We start from the raw sequence: 22,850 nt of genomic DNA on the forward strand, positions 1-22,850 counted from the left end.
GGGTGTCCCCAGACCCCGGGGACGTCTCTCAGGCGGAGCGGGGCAGCTTGCCCTCGCGGAGGAGCGACAGCCGCTCCTCGAGGAGGACCTCGAGCTCGGCGATGGTGCGCCGCTCGAGGAGCATGTCCCAGTGCGTGCGCTGCGGGCGGACCGGCTTCGGGTCCGGACGCGTCGCGTCGCGCAGCAGGGCCTCGGCCCCGCACCGGCACTCCCACAGCGCCGGCGGCTCCGCCTCGGTCGAGAAGGGGACGACGATCGTGTGCCCGTTGGGGCACAGGTACTCTGCAGGCTGACGCGGGGCGGGCTCGACCGCCGCGTCGGACTCCATGCTCATGGCCCCGAGTCGGGACCCTCGCAGGCTGCGCTCGGCCATCACGCACCTCCGTCTCTCGATGACGACCCGCGGTGGGTCTGTCTGGTGTACGTCGTGGGAACGCCCTGCGGATGCACCCTGTTCCGGTTCTCCTGCGGCGGGGCGTTGCCTCACACGACGCGCGGGGCCTCGTTCCCGGCGTCGGCGATGCCGCGGCGCACGTCGACGAGCACGAGGAGGAGGCCGCCGACGACGAAGAACCCGACGACGGCGAGGATGCTGAGCCGGAACGAGCCCGTGAGCTGCTGGACGAGGCCGAACGTCAGGGTGCCGAACCACGAGGTGCCGCGCTCGGCGGCCTGGTAGAGGCTGAAGTACTCCGCCTGCTTGCCGAAGGGGACGAGCTGGCTGAACAGCGAGCGGCTGAGGGCCTGCGTGCCGCCCAGCACGAGGCCGATGCCCGCGGCGAGGGCGACGAAGAGCCCGAACCGGCCCTCGGGCAGCAGGTAGGCGAGCCCGACGACGACCGTCCAGACCACGAGGCTCACGAGGATCGTCCGCTTCGCGCCGAGCACCGCGGCGACGCGCCCGAAGACGAGGGCCCCGAGGAAGGCGACGGCCTGCACGACGACGATCGCGACGATGAGCTGCTCGGTCGCGAACCCCAGCTCGACGGAGCCGTAGATGCTCGACACCGCGATGACGGTCTGGACCCCGTCGTTGAACAGGACGTACGCCCCGAGGAACAGCAGCGTCTGGGGGTAGCGGCGCGCCTCCCGCACCGTGTCGCCGAGCTGGCGCAGCGACCCGCGCACGAGGCCGAGCACCCCCTGCTCGCGACCGCCGACGACGTCGGTGGGCGGGCGGTCGTGCAGGCGCAGGTACGGCACGACCGTGAAGCCGGCCCACCACAGCGCGGCCGACAGCAGGCTGATGCGGACCGCGAGGCCGTCGGGGACGCCGAGCGCGCCCGCCCCGAGGACGAGGCCGAGGTTGACGACGAGGAGGAGGAAGCCGCCGAGGTACCCCAGCGCCCACCCCCGGCTCGAGACCCTGTCGCGCTCGTCGGGCGTCGCGATGTCGACGAGGATCGCGTCGTACACCGTGAGGGACGCCGCGAGGCACGCGTTGCCGAGCACGAGCAGCGTGGCGCCGAGGGCCCACCGGTCCCCGGTGACGAGGAACAGGCAGGCCGCGAACGCGGCACCGGCCCACGCGAGCCGGGCCAGCAGGACCCGCTTGCGTGGGGAGCGGTCGGCGATCGCGCCGACGAACGGCAGCAGCAGCGCGATGACGACGGTGGAGATGCTGATGAGGAACGCGACGAGGCTGTTGGGGCTGACGTCGAGGACGCCCAGCAGCGCGACCGTGCCCCGGCACTCCTCGCCCTCGGTGAGGTCGGGGCACGCGGCCGCGGTGGCCACGGCGGTGAGGTACGGCCCGACGAGGACGGTCCCGACGGTCGTGACGTAGGCGGAGTTCGCCCAGTCGTAGAAGTACCAGCCGCGCTGCTCCCGGCGACGGGCGACCGGGTCGACGAGGGGACCCGGGGGCGGCACGGGCTCATAGTGCCCGCCCGTGCCCCCGTCCGTTCATGACACGCGCGAGGACGTCCGCCCTGTCACTCATCAGGCCGTCCACCCCCAGGTCGAGCAGCCGGTGCATCTCCGCGGGGTCGTCGACGGTCCAGACGTGGACCTGCGCGCCGACCTCGTGGACGACGTCGAGGAGCAGCGGTGTCACGACCTCGACGCGGCGCGCCCGCAGCGGTACCTGGAGGGCGTCCGCACCCGCGAGCGTCGCCCGGACCAGCGCCCGGGCCGCCGGCGCCGAGACCCGGGCCACCTCGGTCGCGAGGCGTGTCGCCGCCACCGACGCCGTGCCGGCGGAGCGGGCGACGCCCGGGGCGGCCCGCTGCGCCGCGCGAGCCCGTCGCCCGTCGAACGCGGCGACGACGACACGGTCCTCGGCCCGCGCGTGCCGCACCGCGTCGGCCAGCGGGACGGCCGCGGCGGCCGCCTTCACGTCGACGTTGAGGACGACACCGGGCAGCGCCTCCAGCACCTCCTCGACGCGGGGCACGGCGTGCAGCCCCGCGACCCGGTACGTCGCGACCTCCCGCCAGGTCAGCCGCTCGACACGCCCGGGGCGACCGGTCGTCCGCCGCAGGTCGGGGTCGTGGAGGACGACGGCGACGCCGTCCCGGGTCGCGTGGACGTCGGTCTCCAGGTGGGTGATGCCGAGGGCGACGGCCGCCTCGAACGCCGCGACCGTGTTCTCCCACGCGTGCGAGCCGTCGGGGTCGTGCGCCGTCGGGGTGTGCCCGCGGTGGGCGAAGGCGAGCGGGGGGCCGGCCAGCGCGGGGTGGGGGAGCCTGCCGCTCACCCCGCCAGGCTAGGGCGCGGAGGCTGTCGTAGCGTCGCCGGCATGACGACGCGGGACGACCTGCCCGACATGACGTACCGCCGGCTCGGGGACTCCGGTCTCGTCGTGTCGACCGTGGGACTGGGCGGCAACACCTTCGGCGCCCGCATCGACGCCGACGCCACCCGCGACGTCGTCCACGCCGCCCTCGACGCGGGCGTCACCTTCGTCGACTGCGCCGAGCTCTACGGTTCGACGCCGGGGGAGAGCGAGGACCTGCTGGGACGGGCGCTCGTCGGCCGGCGCGACGGCACGGTCCTCGCGACGAAGTTCGGTCACCCCGACGGGCGCGTCGACGCACCGGCGTGGGACGACGCGCACGGGTCCCGCACCGCGGTGCGCCGGGCCGTCGAGGGGTCGCTGCGGCGGCTCCGCACCGACTGGATCGACCTCTACCAGATGCACACGCCGGACCCCGCGACGCCGGTCGAGGAGACGCTGTCGACGCTCGACGACCTCGTCCGGGAGGGCAAGGTCCGCTACGTCGGCTCCTCGAACTTCGCCGCGTGGCAGGTCGTCGACGCCGACCGCGCCGCGGAGTCGCTGGGCACCGAGCGGTTCGTGTCGGCGCAGAACGCGTACAACCTGCTCGACCGCTCCGCCGAGGCCGAGCTCGTGCCCGCCTGCGAGCACGTCGGGGTCGGGCTCCTGCCGTACTACCCACTGGCGTCCGGGCTGCTGACCGGCAAGTACTCGCGCGGCCAGGCGGCGCCCGAGGGGTCCCGGCTGTCCTCGCCGCGGATGGCCGCGAGGCTGGAGGGCGCGGACTGGGACACCATCGAGGCCCTCACCCGCTTCGCGGAGGAGCGGGATCTCGACCTGCTCACCGTGGCGCTCGGCGGGCTCGCGGCGCAGCCTGCGGTCGGCAGCGTCATCGCGGGTGCGCGCACGCCGGCGCAGGTACGGGCCAACGTCCGGGCGGGCCTGTGGGAGCCGACGGCGGCGGACCTCGCCGAGCTCGAGGACATCAGCGGACGCCCGTGACCGAACCGCCCGGGCCGGCGGAGCGGGCGCGCCGCTGGCTGCACGACTCCGCCGCCCGGGAGGCCGCGGGCCGGCGGTCGCAGGCGCTCGTGTGCGCCCGGACGGCCCTCGCGCTGCTCGAGCGCACCGAGGACGAGACGTCGGTCGCGTCCGCCCGGCGCCGGGTGGAGGCGCTGGCCGGCCCCGAGGTCGTGCCGCTGCACGTCGACCTCCCGGCCGGCGACGGCGCCGACCCCGTCGAGGCCGGGGCCGTGTGGGTCGGCGCCCCGGCCGACCCCGTCCTCGGGATGCTCGGGTGGCGGGAGCGCGGGGGAACGCTCGACGTCGTCCGGGTCGTCGTGCCGGGGACGCGCCGGGGACGCGCCGCGTTCGCCACCCTCCTGGCGGCCCTGCCGGACACCGTGCCGGTGTCGGTGGCCGCGCCCGCGCGGGACACCGGGGTCGCCCGGCTCCTGGGGCGGGCCGGCTTCCGCCCCGGTGCGCGGAGCCCCGGCGGCTACGTCGGCGGCACGCTCCGCTTCGAGCGGGACGCCCCGGGCTGAGCCGGCGGCTGCTCGCACACCGTGCGGTGGTGGTGGGTGAGGGCGTGCGGGTCGTCGCCGCCCTCGACGTGCTCCGGGCTCACGTGGACCGAGACGTCGTCGAGGCCGCGGACCCGGTGCAGCAGCTCGTGCCGCGCGTTCTCCGCGATGTCGTGCGCGGTGCGGAGGTCGAGGTCGCCGTCGACGGCGATGTCGGCCTCCGCACGGATGCGGTGACCGGTCCAGCGCATGCGGACGGCCTCGACCTCCCGGACGCCGTCGACGGTCCGCAGCACCGCCTCCGTGTCGTCGACGAGCGCGGGGTCGACGGCGTCGAGGAGCCGCCGCAGCACGTCCCGGGCGGCGCCCACGAGGATGACGAGGATCGCGACGGTGATCGCGAGGCCGACGAGCGGGTCGGCGAGGGGGAACCCGAGCCCGACACCGACGGCGCTCACGAGCACCCCGAGGCTCGTGATGCCGTCCGTGCGGGCGTGGTTGCCGTCGGCGACGAGCGCGGCCGAGCCGATGCGCCGCCCGACCCGGATGCGGTAGACGGCGACCGCCTCGTTGCCGAGGAAGCCGATGACGCCGGCGACACCGACGACCCAGATGTTGGTGAAGGGCCGGGGGTCGGCGAACGCCCGGAGGCTCTCGACCGCGACGACGACGGCGGAGGCGGCGATGAAGAGGACGATGAGGATGCCCGCGAGGTCCTCCACGCGCCCCAGCCCGTACGTGAACCGGCGGGACGCCGGGCGTCTCACCAGCACGAACGCGATCCACAGCGGCACCGACGTGAAGGCGTCCGACAGGTTGTGGATCGTGTCGGCGAGCAGGGCGACCGAGCCGCTGAACGCGTACACGACGAGCTGCAGCAGCGCCGTGACGCCGAGCAGGACGAGTGAGATCTTGGTCGCGCGGATGCCGGCGGCGGAGGTGACGAGAGCGCTGTCGACGGAGTCGGCGTGGTCGTGGCTGTGCGGCCGGACGGCGTGCGTCACCGCGGCCCAGGCCCGGCGCAGGACTCCGGCCGGGTGCGCGTGGTCGTGGTCGTGCGCGTGGTCGTGGTCGCTCACCGGTCCCCCTCGTCCGAGTGCTGCCCGTGCGAGAGCGCGTCGACCACGAGGCGCCCGACGTGCTCGTCCGCGAGGCGGTAGTGGACGGTCGTGCCCTCGCGGCGGGTGGCGACCAGACCCGACAGCCGCAGCTTCGCGAGGTGCTGCGAGACCGACGCGGCGGGCCGCGACACGAGCTGCGCGAGCTCGGTGACCGACCGTTCATCGGCCCGCAGGTGCCAGACGAGCGACAGCCGCGTCGGGTCGCTCAGCAGGGCGAACACCTGCGCCGCCGAGCGGGCGCCGACGTCGTCGAGGTCGACGTCGTGGTGGTGGTCCTGCCGAGGGACTGCTGTCTGCGTATCTACGCGCACACGCAGACTATGGCACAGCGTCCTGTCCCGGCGCCTAGGCTCGCGCGGGTGCGGTCCGTCCTCGTCACCGGCCTCAGCCGGCGCCTCGGCATCGCCGCCGAGGTCACGACGCACCTCGCCGCCACCGGCTGGCGGGTGTCGGCGACGGGGTGGCCCGCGCACGACGAGGAGTGGCCGTGGGGGGTGGGGGAGCCGGCGCCCACGGAGCACCTCGCCCACTACGCGACCGCCGACCTCGCCGACGCCGCGGTGCCGGCACGGGTCGTGGCCGAGCACGTCGGCCGCGACGGCCGCCTCGACGCGCTCGTGGCGGTCCACGCCCGCTCCTCCGAGGGCGACCTGATGGCTGCCGACGCGCAGGAGCTCGACCGCTGCTGGGCGGTCAACACGCGGGCGACGCTGCTGCTCGTCAGGGCCGCCCTCGCCGCCGGCGCCCGGCGGGTCGTGCTCTTCACGACGGGGGTGCACCAGCGGCCGATGCCCGACGAGATCGCGTACGCCGTGTCGAAGGCCGCGGTGCAGGGGGTCACCGCCAGCCTCGCGGCGACGGCCGCCGGGTTCGGCGCGACCGTCAACTGCGTGAACCCGGGTCCGGTCGACACCGGCTACGCCGACGAGACCACCCGCGCGGTCGTGGCCGAGCGAATGCCGGGCGGGCGCTGGGGCGCTCCCGCGGACATCGCCCCCGCCGTCGCGTGGCTGCTGTCGGAGGACGCGGCGTGGGTCACGGGCCAGACGATCGACGTCGACGGCGGGTGGGGCGTCCGCCCCTGAGCGCTGCGGCGCGGCACTTGAGCCGCCGGGCCGTCTGCGCGAGGCTCCGGGGCATGGCAGACATCGCGGGAGCGGTCCTGCTGCAGGGCGGGGGCGAGATGCAGCCGGCGTGCAGGGCCATGGACCTGGAGCTCGTGCGCGAGGCGCCCGACGGCGACGTCGTCGTGGTCCTCGGCGCCGCCACGCCCGGGGTGGACCACGCCCGGGCCGCGTCGCGGGCGCGGCGCTACTACGCCGACCTCGTGCGCCGCCGTGTCGTCGTGACCCCCCACCCGGAGGTGGACCTCGAGGAGTGCCTCGCGGCCGTCGCCGGGGCCGGGCTCGTCGTGCTGCCGGGGGGCTCCCCGTCGCGGCTGCTCGATGCGTTCCGCGCCGACGGCGGCCGCCTGGCCGGCGCGCTCACCGACGCGCACCGCTCGGGCGTCGCGCTGTCCGGGGCGTCCGCCGGCGCCATGGTCCTCTGCGAGCGCACCGTGCTGCCCGACAGGAGGACCGGGGCGACGGGCGAGCCCACGGTCGCCGTCGGTCTCGGACTGGTGCCGGGCCTCGCCCTCGTCCACGACGACGGGCGCGACCGGCGCGGCTGGCGGGACCCCGACGACCCCGACGGGCTGCGCTGGGGCCTGCCCGAGGCGGGCGGGGTGCTCGTCCACGAGGGGTCGGTGCGCGCGGTCGGCCAGGGCGGCCCGCGGGTGCTCCTCGGGGGCCGCAGCCGGGTGCTGGCGCACCGCAGCCAGCCGCTCGAGGAGGTCGTGGCGGCGTGAGCGCCACCACGGCCCACCCGGCGGACGGCCACGACCTCATCCGGGTGCGGGGCGCACGGGTCCACAACCTCCGCGACGTCGACGTCGACCTGCCGAAACGGCGCCTCACCGTCCTCACCGGGGTGTCCGGCTCGGGGAAGAGCTCGCTCGTGTTCGGGACCATCGCCGCGGAGTCCCAGCGCCTCATCAACGAGACCTACAGCGCCTTCGTCCAGGGGTTCATGCCGACCCTCGCGCGCCCGGACGTCGACGTCCTCGAGGGCCTCACCACCGCGATCATCGTCGACCAGGAGCGCATCGGGGCCAACCCGCGCTCGACCGTCGGCACCGTCACCGACGCCAACGCCCTCCTGCGGATCCTCTTCAGCCGTCTGGGTCAGCCGCAGATCGGGCCGCCGAACGCGTACTCGTTCAACGTGCCGTCCGTCCGGGCGAGCGGGGCCATCACCGTCGAGCGGGGCGGGAAGAGCAAGGCGGAGAAGGCGACGTTCACCCGGCTCGGCGGCATGTGCTCCCGCTGCGAGGGCATGGGGCGCGTGGACGACATCGACGTGAGCGCCCTCTACGACGACTCGAGGTCCTTGTCCGAGGGGGCGCTGCGGGTGCCCGGCTACAGCATGGACGGCTGGTACGGGCGGTTGTTCGCGGGCGTGGGACTCCCCATGGACACCCCGATCCGCGACTTCACGGAGGCGCAGAGGGAGACGCTGCTCCGCGGCGAGCCGACGAAGATCAAGGTCGAGGGCGTCAACCTCACGTACGAGGGGATCATCCCGAGGATCCAGAAGTCGATGCTGTCGAAGGACGTCGACTCCCTCCAGCCGCACGTCCGCGCCTTCGTCGAGCGGGCCGTCACCTTCGCCGCGTGCCCCGACTGCGAGGGCACCCGGCTGGCCCCCGAGGCGCGCTCGTCGCGCATCGCCGGCCGCAACATCGCCGACGTGTGCGCCCTGCAGATCACCGACCTCGCCGACTGGGTGCGTGACCTCGACGAGCCGACGGTCGCGCCGCTGCTCGCCGGGCTGCAGCACCTGCTCGACTCCTTCACCGAGATCGGCCTCGGGTACCTCTCGCTCGAGCGGCCCTCCGGCACGCTGTCCGGGGGAGAGGCCCAGCGGACGAAGATGATCCGCCACCTCGGGTCCTCGCTCACCGACGTCACGTACGTCTTCGACGAGCCGACCATCGGCCTGCACCCGCACGACATCGCCCGCATGAACCAGCTCCTGCTGCGCCTGCGGGACAAGGGGAACACCGTCCTCGTCGTCGAGCACAAGCCCGAGGCGATCGCCGTCGCGGACCACGTCGTCGACCTCGGCCCGGGCGCCGGGAGCGACGGCGGGACGGTGTGCTTCGAGGGCACGGTCGAGGGGCTGCGCGCCAGCGGCACCGTCACCGGGCGCCACCTCGACGACCGCGCGGCGCTCAAGCGGTCCGTCCGTGCCCCCGCCGGGACGCTGCCGGTGCGAGGGGCCCGGACCCACAACCTCCGGGACGTCGACGTCGACATCCCGCTCGGCGTGCTGTGCGTCGTCACGGGCGTCGCGGGGTCCGGCAAGAGCTCCCTCGTGCACGGCTCGGTCGCCGGGCGCGACGGAGTCGTCGTCGTCGACCAGGGGGCCATCCGCGGCTCGCGGCGCAGCAACCCCGCGACGTACACGGGTCTGCTGGAGCCCGTCCGCAAGGCCTTCGCGAAGGCGAACGGCGTGAAGCCCGCGCTGTTCAGCCCCAACTCCGAGGGCGCGTGCACGACGTGCAACGGCGCCGGCGTCATCTTCACCGACCTCGGGGTGATGGCGACGATGGAGTCGACGTGCGAGGACTGCGAGGGGCGTCGCTTCCAGGCCGCGGTCCTGGAGTACACGCTCGGGGGACGGCACATCGCCGACGTGCTCGCGATGTCCGTCGCCGAGGCGGAGGAGTACTTCCGGACCGGTGAGGCGCGCACCCCGGCTGCTCACACGGTCGTGGAACGGCTCGCGGACGTCGGTCTCGGCTACCTCACGCTCGGGCAGCCGCTGACGACGCTGTCCGGGGGCGAGCGGCAACGGCTGAAGCTCGCCGTCCAGATGGGGGAGAAGGGGGAGGTGTACGTCCTCGACGAGCCGACGACCGGTCTCCACCTCGCCGACGTCGAGCAGCTCCTCCGGCTGCTCGACCGGCTCGTGGACGCCGGTCGGTCCGTCGTCGTCATCGAGCACCACCAGGCCGTGATGGCGCACGCCGACTGGATCGTCGACCTGGGACCGGGCGCCGGGCACGACGGCGGGCGCGTGGTGTTCGAGGGGACGCCCGCCGACCTCGTCGCCACGCGCTCGACCCTGACGGCGGAGCACCTGGCCGCGTACGTCGGCGGCTGAGGACCCGTCTCTCACCACCGGCGCCGCGTCGTCCAGTTGGCGCAGGGCTGCACCGTGCCGGGGGCGACTCCGGCGCACGTCGGCATGGTGGCCGGGGGCTGCCGGTCCGGTTCGTAGCGACCGTCCGGGTCCTCGGCGTACGGGACCTCGACCCACAGCGAGCGTGCGGGCTCGAACGTGTTCATCAGGCACTCGCAGTCGCAGAAGCCGCCGCCGCGACCCAGACGTGTCTCCAGGCCCCTGGCTCGCGGTGCCACGGTGTCGCGGTAGAGCCGGGCGAAGCGGAGGTCCGTGTGGCAGCCGAAGGCTGCGACCTGCCGGTCGAGGAAGCAGACGAGGCACTCCCCGTCGCGCGGGGTGGTGAGCCGGAGGGCAGCGGCGTGGACGTGGGATTCGGCGGTGGTGATCGTGTCGTCGCTCATGGGTACAGGGTGTACGAGCCAGGTCGGACACAACTCGTGCCACAGGGGAGTGGTCGTCGCCCCCGGCCTCAGTCCCCGGGTCCACCCACCGCGGCACGGAGCAGGTGCAGGCACCGCGTGACGGTGCGGGCGCGCACGTGCGCGCGGTCACCCGTGAGGTGCAACCGGTGGGTCCCGGTCCCGTCGGGGCCGGCGAGAGCGACGTGCACGAGGCCGACCGGCTTGCCCGGCCGCGCGCCGCCGGGCCCGGCGATCCCTGTGACCGCGACCGCGAGCGTGGACCCGAAGCGCTGCCGCACCCCCTCGGCCATCGCCCGGGCCACGTTCGCGCTCACGGCCCCCCGGCGGGCGATGAGGTCGGCCGGGACCCCGAGGTGGGTCGTCTTCGCGGCGTCGGAGTAGGTGACGACACCACCCAGCAGGTACTCCGACGACCCGGGCAGGTCCGCGAGCCGGCCGGCGAGCAGGCCCGCCGTGCACGACTCCGCCGTGGCGACGGTCCAGCCGTGTCGCCGCAGGCCCGCGGCGACGACCTCGTCGACCGTCGCCCCGTCGGTGGAGTAGACGCTGTCGGCGAAGCGACCGAGGACCGCGTGCTCGAGCGCGTCGTAGGCGGGGGAGGCGCGGGGTCGGAAGCGGGTGACGACCTCGAGGTCGCCGTCGCGGAGACACGTCGTCACCTCCAGGCCGGCCGCCTCGAGGCGGCCGTGCCGCTGCTCGTGCTCGCGCAGCAGCCCGGCGAGCTCGGCCTCGGGCGGCCCGGAGATCCGGATGGTCCGCTCGTGCAGCGCCTCGGCGCCGTCGTCGAGCCCCAGCGCCGCCCGGACACGCGGGTCGTCGAGCGCTGTCGGCCACATCGCCTGCAGCTCCGAGGGGGGACCGGGGAGGACGACGACCGGCGGTCCGCCCCGGGGGTCGGCGACGACGAGGCCAGGGGCGGTGCCGACCGGCTCCAGCACCGCCGCGCCCTCGGGCACCAGCGCCTGCTTCCGGGTGCCGGCGGCCAGCTCGTTCTCGGGCGTCGTCCAGCCCCGCGCCGCCGCGATGCGGTCGACGACGGCACGGATGCGGGTCTCGAGGGCAGTGTCGAGGCCGATACCGAGGCCGAGCGCGTCGGCGACGACGGCCACGGTGAGGTCGTCGGCGGTCGGGCCCAGACCGCCGGAGGTGATGACGAGGTCGTGGCCCGACGCGGCGAACCGGAGAGCCGACGCGAGGTCCCCAGGGCGGTCGCCGACCGTCACGACCGCACCGATGTCGGCGCCGAGGCCCCGCAGCTGCTCGGCGAGCCAGGGGCCGTTGGCGTCCGGGACCCGTCCGGTGAGGACCTCCGTGCCGGTGACGACGACCGCCGCTCGCGCCATGTCGCCGACCCTAGGTGGTCCACCGGCTGGCAGGGTGATGAGGTGCGGACGCTGACGTACGCGATGAACGTGAGCCTCGACGGTTATGTCGCGGCCCCTGGTGGCGACCTCGGCTGGAGCGTGCCGAGCGACGAGCTCTTCCGGTACTGGTCCGACCGGGTCGCCGCCACCGACCTCGCGCTGTACGGAGCGGGGCTGTGGCGGTCGATGAGCTCGTACTGGCCGCACGCCGACGAGCAGCCCGACGCGACCCCGGCGGAGCGCGAGTACGCCCGCCGCTGGCGGGACATGCCGAAGGTCGTCTTCTCCTCGACGGTCACGGCCGTCGACTGGAACACGCGTCTCGTGACCGGCGACACGCTCGCCGAGATCGCGAGGCTGAAGACCGAGGGCGGCGGCCCCATGGACATCGGCGGTGCGACGCTGGCGGCGGCGGCCATGCGTGCCGGCCTGGTCGACGAGTACGTCCTCCTCACCGCACCGGTCCTCGTGGGCGGCGGCACGCCGTTCTTCACGACACTCGACGCACGGGTCGCACTCGACCTCGTCGAGACACGCGAGCTCGAGGGTGACGTCGTCCTCTGTCGCTATCGCGTGCAGCACCGATAATGCACGTTATGTCACGTCGCTGAGGGCAAGGCCTCCGGCTCACGCGGCGAGGCCGACCACCAGAGCGAGGTGGGCCTCGATCGGGCTCCCCTCTGCCGTGGTGGGTGGCGCCCCGGGCAGCGGCGGCGGCACCGAGCGGTACTCGACACCCGACGGCGTCCTGATGACGACCGTTCCCGTCGCCTCGTCGACGCGGGACCGCCAGCCCGCGGCCTCCTTGGCCTGGTTGCACGCCTCGCACAGCCCCTGCAGGTCCTGGAGCCGGGTGCGACCGCCCTCGGCGTGGCGCTCGACGTGGTCCACGTGCCGCACGGGTGCGTCGCACCAGGGGGTCCGGCACGTGCCGCCGTCGCGGAGGCGGACCGCAGCCGCGAGTCCGGGCGTCGCGAAGCGACCACGGGACTCCATGGCGACGAGCCGACCGAGGTCGTCGAGCAGCACCTTCTGCAGCGCGACACGCGCGCCCGCCTCCACCGTGCCGGCCACGAGCTCTCGGGCCCACCCCGCGGGCACCGGTCCGTGCCCCTCGAGGGCGGCAGGCTCGTCGCCGCCGGCGAGCAGGGTGCGGTCGGTCACGACGAGCCGGACCGCGACGTCCGGCACCCTCGGGGTCCCAGGCGCTGCCGCAGCGCCGGCGAGCACGCGCTCGACGAGGGCGTCGGCCATGAGCTGACCGCGAGAGCGCTCGTCGCCGCCCGGTCGGCCGCGCGCGGCGTCGGCGGCGCGCTGCAGGGCGGCGTGGACGGACACCGCCTGCTGCACCGGGAGCAGGGCGGTGACGTACGCCATCGTGTCCGGCGCGGGTCGGATGGTGACGCAGCGCTCCCCCTCGGCGCGCCTCGCGCGGGCCACGACCGAGCGCGGGTCGAGCCGGTACGCGATCCGCTTCGCCGCCGCTGCGACCTCCCGGTCCCCCATGCCCTCCAGCCGCGCGAGCGCCTCGGCTGAGCCGGCGAGCTCCTCGTCGACCGCGGCCCGGTCCTCGCGGCTGAGCACCGCGGTCTCGCGGGCGAGCACGGTCGCGCGCCACTCGCTGATCCGACCGGCCTGGAGGGCGCGGAAGGTTCCGGGCATCTCGTGCACGAGGGCCTTGGCCAGACCGAGGAGGCGGCCGCCGCGGTGAGCCGACTCCCGGCGCGCCAGCGCGACCTGCGCGGCGACGCCTCTCCCCCGCTCGGCGGCGGGCACCCCCGTCAGTCGCTGCTGCTGCCGCTGTGATGCGTCCAGGGCCGCCGCGGCCCGTGCCTGCGCCGCGGACGCGGCGGCCTTGAGCGCCTCCAGCGCCCCGAGGCGCTCGACGAGCGCCTCGTCGTCGACGCCGTCGTCGAGCTCGGCCAGTCGGCGCGCGACAGCGAGGATCGCTCCGACGGTCACCGCCTGTCGATCGAACACGTGTTCGATAGTAGTCGACCTTCGGCTGCCCGGCAAGCCCTCAGAGGCCACCCGCGACGCGGAGCACGCAGCCGCTGACGTACGAGGCCTCCCCGGACAGCAGCCACATGACGGCCGCCGCCACCTCGTCGGGCTCCCCCGCACGACGCAGCGGCACGACGGGAGCGACCCGGTCCGCCCGCCCGGGCTCCCCCGCAGCGGCGTGGATGTCCGTGCGGGTCGTGCCGGGCGAGACGCAGCACACGCGGATGCCGGCGGGGCCGACCTCCTTGGCCAGGCCGACCGTGAGGGCCTCCACGGCGGCCTTCGAGGCCGCGTACCCGACGTACTCCCCCGGCGCGCCGCTCGTCGCCGCCACCGACGAGACGGTGACGAGCACGCCGGGCGTCGCGTCCGCCTCCCATCGCCGCACCGCCTCGCGGGCGAGGAGCAGCGTCCCGACGACGTTCGTGTCGACCACGCGCCGCAGCCCCTCGGCGTCGCTGTCGGCGAGCCGGCCGAGGCGGCCCGTCACCCCGGCGTTGGCGACGACCCCTGTGACCGCCCCGAGCTCGGCCGCGGCGTCGAGGAGGAGGGCGGGCGTGCCGGGGTCCCGTGCGTCCGCGCGCAGCGTCCGCACGGCGCCGCCGACCGCCCGCAGCGACTCGGCCGTCGCCGCCGCCGCGTCGTCGTCCCCGGCGTAGGAGAGGCAGACCGCGTACCCGGCCCCCACCGCGCGGGCCGCAACCGCGGCGCCGATGCCGCGGGTGCCGCCCGTGACGACGAGGACCTGCGGTTCGTCGCCGGTCACGGCCGTCCCGTCCGGCGCAGCCACCACAGCCCGAGGAACGGCAGGACGAGCGGGATCAGGAGGTACCCGAGCCCGAAGTCGGACCACACGGTCGGCTCCGGGAACAGGGCCGGTCGCGCGAGGCTGACGGTGCCGACCACGACCACCCCGACCGCCTCGGTGCCGACGGCCACCCACGCCACGCGCCGGGCGGCCGGGCGGTCGACCGCGAGCGCGACCGTCGCGACGACGTAGACGAGCGCCGCGACGGCGCTCAGCACGTACGCGATCGGCGCCTCGTCGAACTTCACGAGCACCTGGTACACAGAGCGGCTCGTCGCGCCGACGGCGAGGACGGCGTAGACGGCGACGAGGAGGCGCCCCGGTCCGCTGCGCGTGGGCCGTGCCCTCCTGGCGCCGCTGCTCATGGGCCTAGCCTCCCGTCATGGGCACACCCCGGAACCCCTCCGGCATCCGTGACCTGGCCACGTCCTCCTTCGTGCTCCTCACGACGTTCACGCGCGACGGCCGGCCGAAGGCGACGCCGGTGTGGGCGGCGCCGGACGGCGACGCGCTCGTCGTGATCACGGACCGCGACTCGTGGAAGGTCCGCCGCGCCCGTCGGAACCCGGAGGTCCTCCTCGCCTCCTGCGACATGCGCGGCCGGAGGACGGGACCCGACCTCGCGGCGAGCGCGGTCGTCGTCGAGGGTCCGGAGTACCTCGCCCGGGTCACCGGCGCGCTGCTGCGCAAGTACGGGTGGCAGATGCGCCTGGCGCGCCTCCTCGGCCGCACCTCCGCGCGGGAGCGTGTCGGGCTCGTGCTGCGCGACCGGCCGCCGTCCTCCTGAGGCCAGGGCGTCACGCACCCGGCGGCGCCCCGATCTGCACCCCGCCCACCCACAGGTCCCACAGCCGGATCACCATGACCCCGACGGTGAAGGCCGCGACCGCGACGACGGCGCTGCTCCACCGGTCCGGCTCGGCGACCAGGGCCCACAGCAGGGCCAGCGGCAGCACCATCACCGCCGTCACGAGGTAGCTGACGAACAGCACCGTCGAGCCCTCGGGCCCGACGCCGCGCACCATCCCGACCACGGCGACGACCGCTTGGACGACGAGCACGACCTCGACGCCGGCGGTGACCTGCAGCAGGCGCCTGCTCGGCGGCCGGTCCCGGCGCGCGGCCCGCACGGCCCACACGGCGACGACGGCCGAGACCGCGACGAGCACCGCCACGACGGGGTCGATCATCGCTCGGTCACGCGTCTGAGCATCCCACCCCGGCCCCCGGCACCCGCTCTCGCCCCCTACCGTGGGACCCGTGGTAGGGGCCGGGGCGGACGAGGACGACGCGGTGGCGGACGCCGCCGTCGACGCCGCCATCGACGCCGAGCGCCGCACGCGCTCCGGCGCCGTCCGCGGCACCGCCGTGCTGCTGCCGAAGGTCCTCGCCGCGGTGCAGGACCACGCGGACCGACCCCCGGCCGTCGTCCTCGTCGACGGGCGCAGCGGCAGCGGCAAGACGACGCTCGCGCGGCACCTCGCCCGCGCGCTGCGGCAGTCGGACGTCGACGTCACGGTCGTCCACATGGACGGGATCTACCCCGGGTGGGACGGGCTCGACGCCGCGGTGCGGATGCTCGCGCACGACGTCCTGCCCCTGCTGAGCGCCGGTCGCGCGGTCAGCTACCCGACGTGGCGCTGGTCGAGCGGCACGCCCGGGCCCGCGGTGACGGTGCGACCGCGCGACGTCGTCCTCGTCGAGGGCGTCGGCGCCGCGTCGACCGCCGCGCGCGCCAGGGCCGACCTCGTGGTGTGGCTCGAGGTTCCCGCCCACGTCCGGCACGAGCGCGCGATGACGCGCGACGGCGACACGTACCGGCCGCACTGGCACCGCTGGGCCCGACAGGAGGAGGAGTACGTCCGCCGGGAGGGACCGCACACCGGCGCGCACGTGGTCCTCGGGCCCGACGGCCGCATGCCGCACCCGCCGCTCGGTCACTGACGCGGGGCGAGTCGGCGAAAGAGGTGTGACGGCGGGCGGGGGCAGGGCCTAGCGTCACCATGCGTGACGAACCAGCACGCGACGGACCAGCGCGCGACGGCGATCCTCTCCCCCGACCTCGACGACGTCGACGCCGCGCGCAGCTGGCGCGACTCCTTCGCCGACGTGTTCGGGGTGTCGCGCGGCACCCGCGCGGAGCTCGAGGCGGTGCTGCCGACGTGGCGAGGGCAGCGTCTCACCGGCGTGCAGGACGGCGGGCGCTGGGTGGCGACGTTCCGGTCGTGGCGCGGCAGCAGCACCGTCCCCGGCGGTGCCCTCACCGGGCACGACCCGCTCGACGCCCGCTCGGTGCCGAGCGAGCTCGTCAGCACCGTGAGCGTGTCCCCCACCCACCGTCGCCGGGGCCTGCTCACCGCCCTGATGCGCGACTGCCTCGACCACGCCCGCGCCACCGGCGCAGTCGTCGCGACCCTCTTCGCCAGCGAGTCCGCGATCTACGGGCGCTACGGCTACGGCGTCGCGAGCGAGGTGGCCGACCTCACGGTCGCCGTGCCGCAGGCACGCTCGTGGTCGGTGGCGTCGACGGCCGCGCCGGGGCGGCTGCGACTCGTCGAGGACGACGACCTCCTCGACGTCGGACCCGACCTGTTCGAGGCGGCCCGGCTGCGCATGCCCGGCGCCGTCGGGCGCAACGAGGTCGGGTGGCTGCGCCTCCTCGAGCGGATCCCCGCGCCGGAGGCCGACACCGCGCGCCCCCCGCGCCTGCGCGTGGTCCACGAGGGACAGGACGGCACGGTCGACGGGTACGCGCGCGTCGGGCTCGACGAGCGCTGGGAGGACGGCGGCCCCGCCTACACCGCGACCGTCCACGACCTCACGGCCCTCGACCCGCGGGTCGCGGCGGTGCTGTGGCGGTTCGTCCTCGACCTCGACCTCGTCCGCTCGGTGACGGCGGAGCACCGCTCCCCCGCCGACCTGCTGCGGCACCTGCCCGTGGACGGTCGCGCCGTGCGGGCGTCGGTGCGTGACGGGCACTGGTGGCGGGTCCTCGACACGCCCGCCCTGCTCTCGACCCGTCGCTGGTCCGCACCGGGCCGGCTCGTGCTCCAGGTGGTCGACCCGGACGGCCCGGCGGGGGGCACGTGGCGGCTGGACGTCGACGAGGATGGTCACGCGGAGGTGGTGCCGACCGACGCCCTGCCCGACCTCACCCTGCCGGTCCACGCGGTCCCCGCGGTCGCGACCGGGGTGCGACCGCTCCCGCTCCTCGCCGCCGCCGGCGGGCTCGACGAGCACCGCCCCGGCGGCGTCGCCCTGCTCGAGCGCCTGGCCCACGTGGCCCCCGTCGCACTCGCGGGCGTCCAGGGGTTCTGAGCGAAGGTCCCGCCCCTCTGCCAGGCTCGACGCGTGACCGCACGGAGACGCCCGCGCCGCACCCGGTCCCGCCACCTGCCCGCACTGCTGCTCGTCGCCGCCCTCGGCGGCCTCGCGGCGCTCACGGGGTGGCTGCTCCTCCACCGGCGCCGCCGCCCCGCGACGACGGGCGCCGTGCCCCCGCCCGTGGCCCGTGCGCCGCAGGCGGCGGCGCCTGCACCGCAGGCACCGGTGTCGGCACCGTTGGTCCGCGCCGCGCGCGCCGGCAGCCCGCTGCTGCGTGTCCAGGGGATCGGCGCCAAGAGCGCCGCGGCGCTCGCCGCCGCCGGCATCAGCGATCTCGACGCCCTCGCGGCGGCGAGCACCGACGACCTGGCGGCGGCGCTGGCCGCCGCCGGCCTGCGACGCTCCCCCACGCTCGCCACCTGGCCCGGCCAGGCGCGGGAGCTCACGGGCGACCGCACGCCCCCGGGCCCCCGCCGCGAGGGTCTGGAAGGGTAGACGCCATGTGCGGCATCAGCGGCGAGATCACCTTCGACTCCTCGACCGCCGACGTGGCGGCCGTGGCCCGCATGACCGACGTCATGACGCCCCGCGGTCCCGACGGCGCCGGGGTGTGGTCCCAGGGCCGCGTCGCGTTCGGCCACCGTCGGCTCAAGATCATCGACCTGTCGGAGTGCGGGGCGCAGCCGATGGTCGACAACGACCTCGGTCTCGCCGCGGTCTTCAACGGCATGGTCTACAACTACCGCGAGCTGCGGGCCGAGCTCGAGGGCCTCGGCCACCGCTTCTTCTCGACCTCCGACACCGAGGTCGTCCTCAAGGCGTACGCCGAGTGGGGCCTGTCGTGGGTCGACCGCCTCCTCGGCATGTTCGCCATCGTCATCCACGAGCGGGACACCGGCCGGGTCGTCGTCGCCCGGGACCGGCTCGGCATCAAGCCGCTCTACCTCTCCCGCGGCACCGGCGCCCGCAACCGGCTGCGCTTCGCCTCGACCGTCCCGGCGCTGCTCGCGGGCGGGGACGTGGACACGAGCATCGACCCCGTCGCGCTCCACCACTACCTGTCGTGGCACGCCGTCGTCCCGGCCCCGCACACCATCCTGAACGGCGTCCGCAAGATGCCGCCGGCGACCGTCCGCGTGTACGAGCCGGACGGCAGCCACACCGACACCCGGTACTGGACGCCGGACTACACCCGGCGCGACGAGCACGCCGGCTGGGACTTCGACGACTGGACCGACGCCACCATCGAGGCGCTGCGGACCGCCGTGCGCCGACGCATGGTCGCCGACGTCCCCGTCGGCGTCCTGCTGTCCGGTGGCGTCGACTCCAGCCTGGTCGTCGGGCTGCTCGCCGAGCAGGGGCAGGCGCACCTCGCGACCTTCAGCATCGGCTTCGACGCCGTCGCCGGCCGGGAGGGCGACGAGTTCCGCTACTCCGACGTCGTCGCCGAGCGCTTCGACACCAACCACCACCGCATCCGGGTCGGCTCCGACGAGCTCGCCGGCAGCCTCGAGCACGCGATCATGAACATGAGCGAGCCGATGGTGAGCCACGACGTCGTCGCCTTCGACCTGCTGAGCCGCGAGGTGTCCCGCCACATCAAGGTCGTCCAGTCCGGCCAGGGCGCCGACGAGGTCTTCGCCGGCTACCACTGGTACCCGCCGCTGCAGGGCCTCCGCGTCGAGGACGCCCCCGAGGCCTACGCGAAGGCGTTCTTCGACCGCGACCACGCCGCGATGGGCAAGGTCGTGACGCCCGCCGTCTACGAGGCGATGGGCGGGGCCGGCGCCGACGGGCCCTCGTTCTCCTACGTCCGCGACCACCTCACCCAGGGCCGGGCCGACACCGCCGTCGACGCCGCCCTGCGGCTCGACACCGAGGTCATGCTCGTCGACGACCCCGTCAAGCGCGTCGACAACATGACGATGGCGTGGGGGCTGGAGGCCCGCGTGCCCTTCCTCGACCACGAGCTCGTCGAGCTCGCGGCCGCCTGTCCGCCGGAGCACAAGCTCGCCGACGGCGGCAAGGGCGTGCTCAAGGCGGCGGCACGTCGCGTCGTGCCCCGCGAGGTCATCGACCGGCCGAAGGGGTACTTCCCCGTCCCCGCGATCACGCACCTGCAGGGCAAGGTCCTCGACGTGGTCCGCGACGCCCTCCACGACCCGGCCGCGCGGCGGCGGGGGCTGTTCCGCGACGACTACGTCGACCAGCTCATGGCCGACCCGAACGCCGAGCTCACGCCGCTGCGGGGCAACAAGCTGTGGCAGCTCGGTCTCCTCGAGTGGTGGCTGCAGGCGCACGGGGTGGGGTGAGCGCACGATGAGCAGCCGTCGTCGACCCCGGGTCGCCGGGCTGCGCGGCCGTCCGGGGATCACGTCCCAGCCGTGGAGCCCCGTCCCGGAGCACCTGCGACGGGACATGCAGCGCGACGTGCTCGTCGACATGGGATGGGGCCGGCTCGTGTTCGGCCAGACGTTCCACGACCTCACGGGCATCCTCGACGTGCTGCGCAGCGAGGAGACCGGCGAGCGGGACATCTGCATCTACCCGCCGGACCCGCAGGTGCTCGTCGGGCTCGCTCCGACCGAGCTGTTCATCGACCCCAGCTACACCCTGCGGCTGCCGCTGCACCGCTACCGGCGGCAGACCACCCCGCCGCGCGGTCTCCTCGTGCGGACGGTCGGGGCGCGCGAGGAGCTGCTGGAGGCCAACCGGATCTGCGCGAGCGTCGGCATGGTGACCGGTGACGTCGACGTCCTGTGGGCGAACCAGCGCACCCGCACGTTCACGTACCTCGTCGCGCAGGACACGACGACGGGCGAGATCGTCGGCACGGTGACGGGGGTCGACCACGTCCTCGCGTTCGACGACCCCGACGGCGGCAGCAGCCTGTGGGCGCTCGCCGTCGACCCGCAGTCCCGCATCCCCGGGGTCGGCGAGGCCCTCACCCGCACGCTCGCCCAGCGCTACCAGGCCCGCGGCCGCTCGTGGATGGACCTGTCGGTCCTCGCGAGCAACACCTCCGCCCTCGCCCTGTACGAGAAGCTCGGATTCGTGCGGACCGCGTCGGTCTGCGTGAAACGGAAGAACCCGATCAACGAGCCGTTGTTCGCTCCTCGGCCCGACAGCATCGACGACCTCAACCCCTACGCCCGGATCATCGCCGAGGAGGCGCTGCGGCGCGGGATCCGCGTCGAGGTGACGGACGGGCGCTGGGGCGAGATGCGTCTCACCCACGGCGGCCGGCAGGTCCTCACGCGCGAGTCCCTGTCGGAGCTGACGAGTGCGGTCGCCATGAGCCGCTGCGACGACAAGCGCGTGACGCGCCGGCTCCTGCAGCGGGCGGGCGTGCCCGTCGCACGAGGGCACGAGGTCGTGGCCGGGGCGGTCGGCGAGGCGGAGGAGGCCTTCCTGCGCGAGATGGGCGACGTCGTCGTCAAGCCCGCGCGCGGGGAGCAGGGCAAGGGCATCACCGTCGGGGTGTCCGGCGTCGAGGAGCTGCGCGAGGCCGTCGCGGCCGCCCACGCCCTGTGCCCCGACGTGCTCCTGGAGGAGCTCGTCCCCGGTGAGGACCTGCGGGTCCTCGTCATCGACGACGAGGTCGTCGCCGCTGCGGTCCGTCGGCCCGCGACGGTCGTGGGCAACGGGCGGGACACGATCGAGACGCTGGTCGCGGCGCAGTCCCGCCGCCGGGAGCGTGCGACGGGCGGCGAGTCGAGCATCCCGCTCGACGCCACCACCGAGGCGGTCGTCCGGGCGGCCGGGCACGCGATGGACGACGTCCTGCCGCGCGGGGAGCACCTGCAGGTGCGCCGCACGGCCAACCTCCATACCGGCGGCACGATCGAGGACTGCACCGACGACCTCTCCCCCGCCGTGCGGGACGCCGCCCTGCGCAGCGCGCGGGTCATCGGCATCCCCGTGACGGGCGTCGACTTCCTCGTGCCCGACGTGGGCGCCGACGACGGGTTCGTGTTCGTCGAGGCGAACGAGCGTCCCGGGCTGGCGAACCACGAGCCGCGGCCGACCGCGCAGCGCTTCGTCGACCTGCTCTTCCCCGGGACCGCGCAGCCCGGCAGGTCTGCGACGATGCCGGGGTGAGTCGTCCCACCGCCGCGCTGCGCCGTGTCAGCGCCACCGCCACGAAGCTGCCCGTCGACACCGCGTACCTGCGCGACGTCATGCTCGAGCTGCTGTGCATCCCGAGCCCCTCGGGGCGCACCGACGCCGTCATGCAGCGCGTCGGGGACCTGCTCGCGGAGATGGGCGTCGAGCTCGACATCACCCGGCGCGGGGTGCTGCGGGCGACGCTGCCGGGACGCCGGAAGGACGTGAACCGGGCGGTCGTCGTCCACGCCGACACGATCGGGACGATGGTGAAGCGGCTCAAGGAGAACGGCCGCCTCGAGGTCATGCAGGTCGGCACCCACTCGGCGCGCTTCGCCGAGGGCGCGCACGTCACGATCCTCACCGACGAGCCCGACCGGACGTACACCGGCACCGTGCTCCCCCTGAAGTCGAGCGGCCACACGTACGGCGACGAGATCGACACCTTCGCCATCGGGTGGGACGAGGTCGAGGTCCGCATCGACGCCCCCGTCTACGACGTGCAGGGCCTGCTCGCGCTCGGCATCCAGGTCGGTGACTTCGTCGCGCTCGACGCCGCCCCCCAGATCACCCCGCTCGGCTACGTGAAGTCCCGCCACCTCGACGACAAGGCCGGCCTGGCGGCGTGCCTCGCCGCGCTCAAGGCGGTGACCGACGCCGGGATCACCCCGCCGGTGACCGCACGGCTGCTCGTCACCATCGGCGAGGAGGTCGGGCACGGTGCCACGCACGGCTTCGACTCCGGCACCGCGGAGATCGTCGCGGTGGACAACGGCGTCGTCGCGCCCGGGCAGCAGTCGCGGGAGGAGTCGGTGAGCGTCGGGATGATGGACTCGACCGGTCCCCACGACTTCCACCTCACGCGGCGCCTCCTCGCCCTCGCCGACGAGCACGGCATCCCCGCGGTCCGGGACGTCTACCGGGTGTACCGCTCCGACGCCGCCCCGGCCGTCGAGTCCGGGGTCGAGGCGCGCACGGCGCTGCTCGGCTTCGGGCTCGACTCCTCCCACGGGCACGAGCGCACCCACCTCGACGGTCTCCAGCACCTCGCGGAGCTGCTCGCGGTCTACCTGCAGGGCGACCTCACGTTCGCCGACTGGGACGTGCACGAGAGCGGCGCCCTCGACGACTTCCCCTCGACGGCGGTGCAGCCGACGCCGGTCGAGCCGACGGAGGTCGACCGGCGGCTGAGCGAGGCGGAGCGCCGGCAGGCCGGCCAGGCCTGAGC

Annotated in this window: 24 protein-coding genes; 13 read left to right on the forward strand and 11 right to left on the reverse strand. The window is 75.0% G+C overall.

Annotated features, from left to right (window positions below; translation table 11 throughout):
* Positions 1–28 precede the first annotated feature (28 nt).
* From WAB14_RS07440 to WAB14_RS07450, 3 genes are all read right to left on the reverse strand, one after another.
* The gene (locus tag WAB14_RS07440) at positions 29–373 is read right to left on the reverse strand and encodes an RNA polymerase-binding protein RbpA (RefSeq protein WP_340268925.1); all 345 of its coding nucleotides are present in this window, start codon (positions 371–373) and stop codon (positions 29–31) included.
* Between the two features lie 110 nt (positions 374–483).
* A complete protein-coding gene (locus WAB14_RS07445) occupies positions 484–1,872 on the reverse strand; it encodes an MFS transporter (RefSeq protein WP_340268926.1) in 1,389 nt (462 codons plus the stop codon).
* 4 nt (positions 1,873–1,876) lie between these two features.
* Positions 1,877–2,698: a glycerophosphodiester phosphodiesterase family protein gene (locus WAB14_RS07450; RefSeq protein WP_340268927.1), complete on the reverse strand. Its 822-nt coding sequence runs from the start codon at positions 2,696–2,698 to the stop codon at positions 1,877–1,879.
* 69 nt (positions 2,699–2,767) lie between these two features.
* Between WAB14_RS07450 and WAB14_RS07455 the strand changes: the two genes are divergently transcribed.
* Positions 2,768–3,721, forward strand: a complete 954-nt coding sequence (locus WAB14_RS07455) for an aldo/keto reductase (protein WP_340269171.1) — start codon at positions 2,768–2,770, stop codon at positions 3,719–3,721.
* Complete coding sequence (locus tag WAB14_RS07460; protein ID WP_340268928.1) at positions 3,718–4,263, forward strand: hypothetical protein; 546 nt, start codon at positions 3,718–3,720, stop codon at positions 4,261–4,263. Before WAB14_RS07455 ends, WAB14_RS07460 begins: the two co-directional genes overlap by 4 nt.
* On the opposite strand, the gene WAB14_RS07465 is transcribed toward WAB14_RS07460, so the two are convergent.
* Complete coding sequence (locus tag WAB14_RS07465; protein ID WP_340268929.1) at positions 4,218–5,321, reverse strand: cation diffusion facilitator family transporter; 1,104 nt, start codon at positions 5,319–5,321, stop codon at positions 4,218–4,220. The genes WAB14_RS07460 and WAB14_RS07465 overlap by 46 nt on opposite strands.
* Positions 5,318–5,674 carry an ArsR/SmtB family transcription factor gene (locus WAB14_RS07470; RefSeq protein ID WP_340268930.1) on the reverse strand — a complete coding sequence of 119 codons (357 nt, stop codon included), beginning with the start codon at positions 5,672–5,674 and terminating at the stop codon, positions 5,318–5,320. The genes WAB14_RS07465 and WAB14_RS07470 overlap by 4 nt, the downstream gene beginning before the upstream one ends.
* 48 nt (positions 5,675–5,722) lie before the next feature.
* Between WAB14_RS07470 and WAB14_RS07475 the strand changes: the two genes are divergently transcribed.
* From WAB14_RS07475 to WAB14_RS07485, 3 genes are read left to right on the forward strand one after another with little or no spacing between them, the layout of a single operon-like run.
* Positions 5,723–6,448: an SDR family oxidoreductase gene (locus WAB14_RS07475; protein ID WP_340268931.1), complete on the forward strand. Its 726-nt coding sequence runs from the start codon at positions 5,723–5,725 to the stop codon at positions 6,446–6,448.
* 53 nt (positions 6,449–6,501) lie between these two features.
* Entirely contained in the window at positions 6,502–7,212 is a 711-nt protein-coding gene (locus tag WAB14_RS07480) for a Type 1 glutamine amidotransferase-like domain-containing protein (RefSeq protein ID WP_340268932.1), read from the forward strand.
* Positions 7,209–9,572, forward strand: a complete 2,364-nt coding sequence (locus WAB14_RS07485) for an ATP-binding cassette domain-containing protein (protein ID WP_340268933.1) — start codon at positions 7,209–7,211, stop codon at positions 9,570–9,572. Before WAB14_RS07480 ends, WAB14_RS07485 begins: the two co-directional genes overlap by 4 nt.
* 11 nt (positions 9,573–9,583) lie before the next feature.
* On the opposite strand, the gene WAB14_RS07490 is transcribed toward WAB14_RS07485, so the two are convergent.
* Both WAB14_RS07490 and WAB14_RS07495 read right to left on the reverse strand, forming a co-directional pair.
* Complete coding sequence (locus WAB14_RS07490; protein WP_340268934.1) at positions 9,584–9,994, reverse strand: DUF2695 domain-containing protein; 411 nt, start codon at positions 9,992–9,994, stop codon at positions 9,584–9,586.
* A gap of 68 nt (positions 9,995–10,062) precedes the next feature.
* Positions 10,063–11,358: a competence/damage-inducible protein A gene (locus tag WAB14_RS07495; RefSeq protein WP_340268935.1), complete on the reverse strand. Its 1,296-nt coding sequence runs from the start codon at positions 11,356–11,358 to the stop codon at positions 10,063–10,065.
* A 42-nt stretch (positions 11,359–11,400) separates the two neighbouring features.
* Here WAB14_RS07495 and WAB14_RS07500 point away from each other — a divergent pair, with 42 nt between their 5' ends.
* The gene (locus WAB14_RS07500) at positions 11,401–11,967 is read left to right on the forward strand and encodes a dihydrofolate reductase family protein (protein ID WP_340268936.1); all 567 of its coding nucleotides are present in this window, start codon (positions 11,401–11,403) and stop codon (positions 11,965–11,967) included.
* Positions 11,968–12,006: 39 nt separating this feature from the next.
* Here the strand turns inward: WAB14_RS07500 and WAB14_RS07505 are convergent, their stop codons facing one another.
* Genes WAB14_RS07505 through WAB14_RS07515 form a run of 3 tightly spaced genes read right to left on the reverse strand, consistent with a single transcriptional unit; the run spans position 12,007 to position 14,556 of the window.
* Positions 12,007–13,359 (reverse strand): HNH endonuclease, encoded by a 1,353-nt coding sequence (locus WAB14_RS07505; RefSeq protein ID WP_340268937.1) that lies wholly within the window; start codon positions 13,357–13,359, stop codon positions 12,007–12,009.
* Positions 13,360–13,399: 40 nt separating this feature from the next.
* Positions 13,400–14,149, reverse strand: a complete 750-nt coding sequence (locus WAB14_RS07510; RefSeq protein WP_340268938.1) for an SDR family oxidoreductase — start codon at positions 14,147–14,149, stop codon at positions 13,400–13,402.
* Positions 14,146–14,556 (reverse strand): hypothetical protein, encoded by a 411-nt coding sequence (locus WAB14_RS07515; protein ID WP_340268939.1) that lies wholly within the window; start codon positions 14,554–14,556, stop codon positions 14,146–14,148. The genes WAB14_RS07510 and WAB14_RS07515 overlap by 4 nt, the downstream gene beginning before the upstream one ends.
* Positions 14,557–14,573: 17 nt before the next feature.
* Here WAB14_RS07515 and WAB14_RS07520 point away from each other — a divergent pair, with 17 nt between their 5' ends.
* A complete protein-coding gene (locus tag WAB14_RS07520; RefSeq protein WP_340268940.1) occupies positions 14,574–14,978 on the forward strand; it encodes a PPOX class F420-dependent oxidoreductase in 405 nt (134 codons plus the stop codon).
* 10 nt (positions 14,979–14,988) lie between these two features.
* Here WAB14_RS07520 and WAB14_RS07525 read toward each other — a convergent pair whose 3' ends face one another.
* On the reverse strand, positions 14,989–15,381 hold the full coding sequence (locus WAB14_RS07525; RefSeq protein ID WP_340268941.1) for a hypothetical protein: 393 nt from the start codon (positions 15,379–15,381) through the stop codon (positions 14,989–14,991).
* A gap of 70 nt (positions 15,382–15,451) precedes the next feature.
* On the opposite strand from WAB14_RS07525, the gene WAB14_RS07530 reads away from it, so the two are divergent.
* The 6 genes from WAB14_RS07530 (at position 15,452) to WAB14_RS07555 (ending at position 22,848) form a co-directional block, all read left to right on the forward strand.
* Entirely contained in the window at positions 15,452–16,135 is a 684-nt protein-coding gene (locus tag WAB14_RS07530; protein ID WP_340268942.1) for an AAA family ATPase, read from the forward strand.
* 63 nt (positions 16,136–16,198) lie between these two features.
* Positions 16,199–17,509 carry a GNAT family N-acetyltransferase gene (locus tag WAB14_RS07535; protein WP_340268943.1) on the forward strand — a complete coding sequence of 437 codons (1,311 nt, stop codon included), beginning with the start codon at positions 16,199–16,201 and terminating at the stop codon, positions 17,507–17,509.
* Positions 17,510–17,542: 33 nt separating this feature from the next.
* A complete protein-coding gene (locus WAB14_RS07540) occupies positions 17,543–18,010 on the forward strand; it encodes a helix-hairpin-helix domain-containing protein (RefSeq protein ID WP_340268944.1) in 468 nt (155 codons plus the stop codon).
* Between the two features lie 5 nt (positions 18,011–18,015).
* Complete coding sequence (locus WAB14_RS07545; RefSeq protein WP_340268945.1) at positions 18,016–19,827, forward strand: N-acetylglutaminylglutamine amidotransferase; 1,812 nt, start codon at positions 18,016–18,018, stop codon at positions 19,825–19,827.
* Positions 19,828–19,834: 7 nt separating this feature from the next.
* Positions 19,835–21,616: an N-acetylglutaminylglutamine synthetase gene (gene ngg / locus WAB14_RS07550; protein ID WP_340268946.1), complete on the forward strand. Its 1,782-nt coding sequence runs from the start codon at positions 19,835–19,837 to the stop codon at positions 21,614–21,616.
* Entirely contained in the window at positions 21,613–22,848 is a 1,236-nt protein-coding gene (locus WAB14_RS07555) for an osmoprotectant NAGGN system M42 family peptidase (protein ID WP_340268947.1), read from the forward strand. Before ngg ends, WAB14_RS07555 begins: the two co-directional genes overlap by 4 nt.
* Positions 22,849–22,850 lie beyond the last annotated feature (2 nt).

Source organism: Aquipuribacter nitratireducens (assembly GCF_037860835.1).
GTDB lineage: Bacteria > Actinomycetota > Actinomycetes > Actinomycetales > JBBAYJ01 > Aquipuribacter > Aquipuribacter nitratireducens.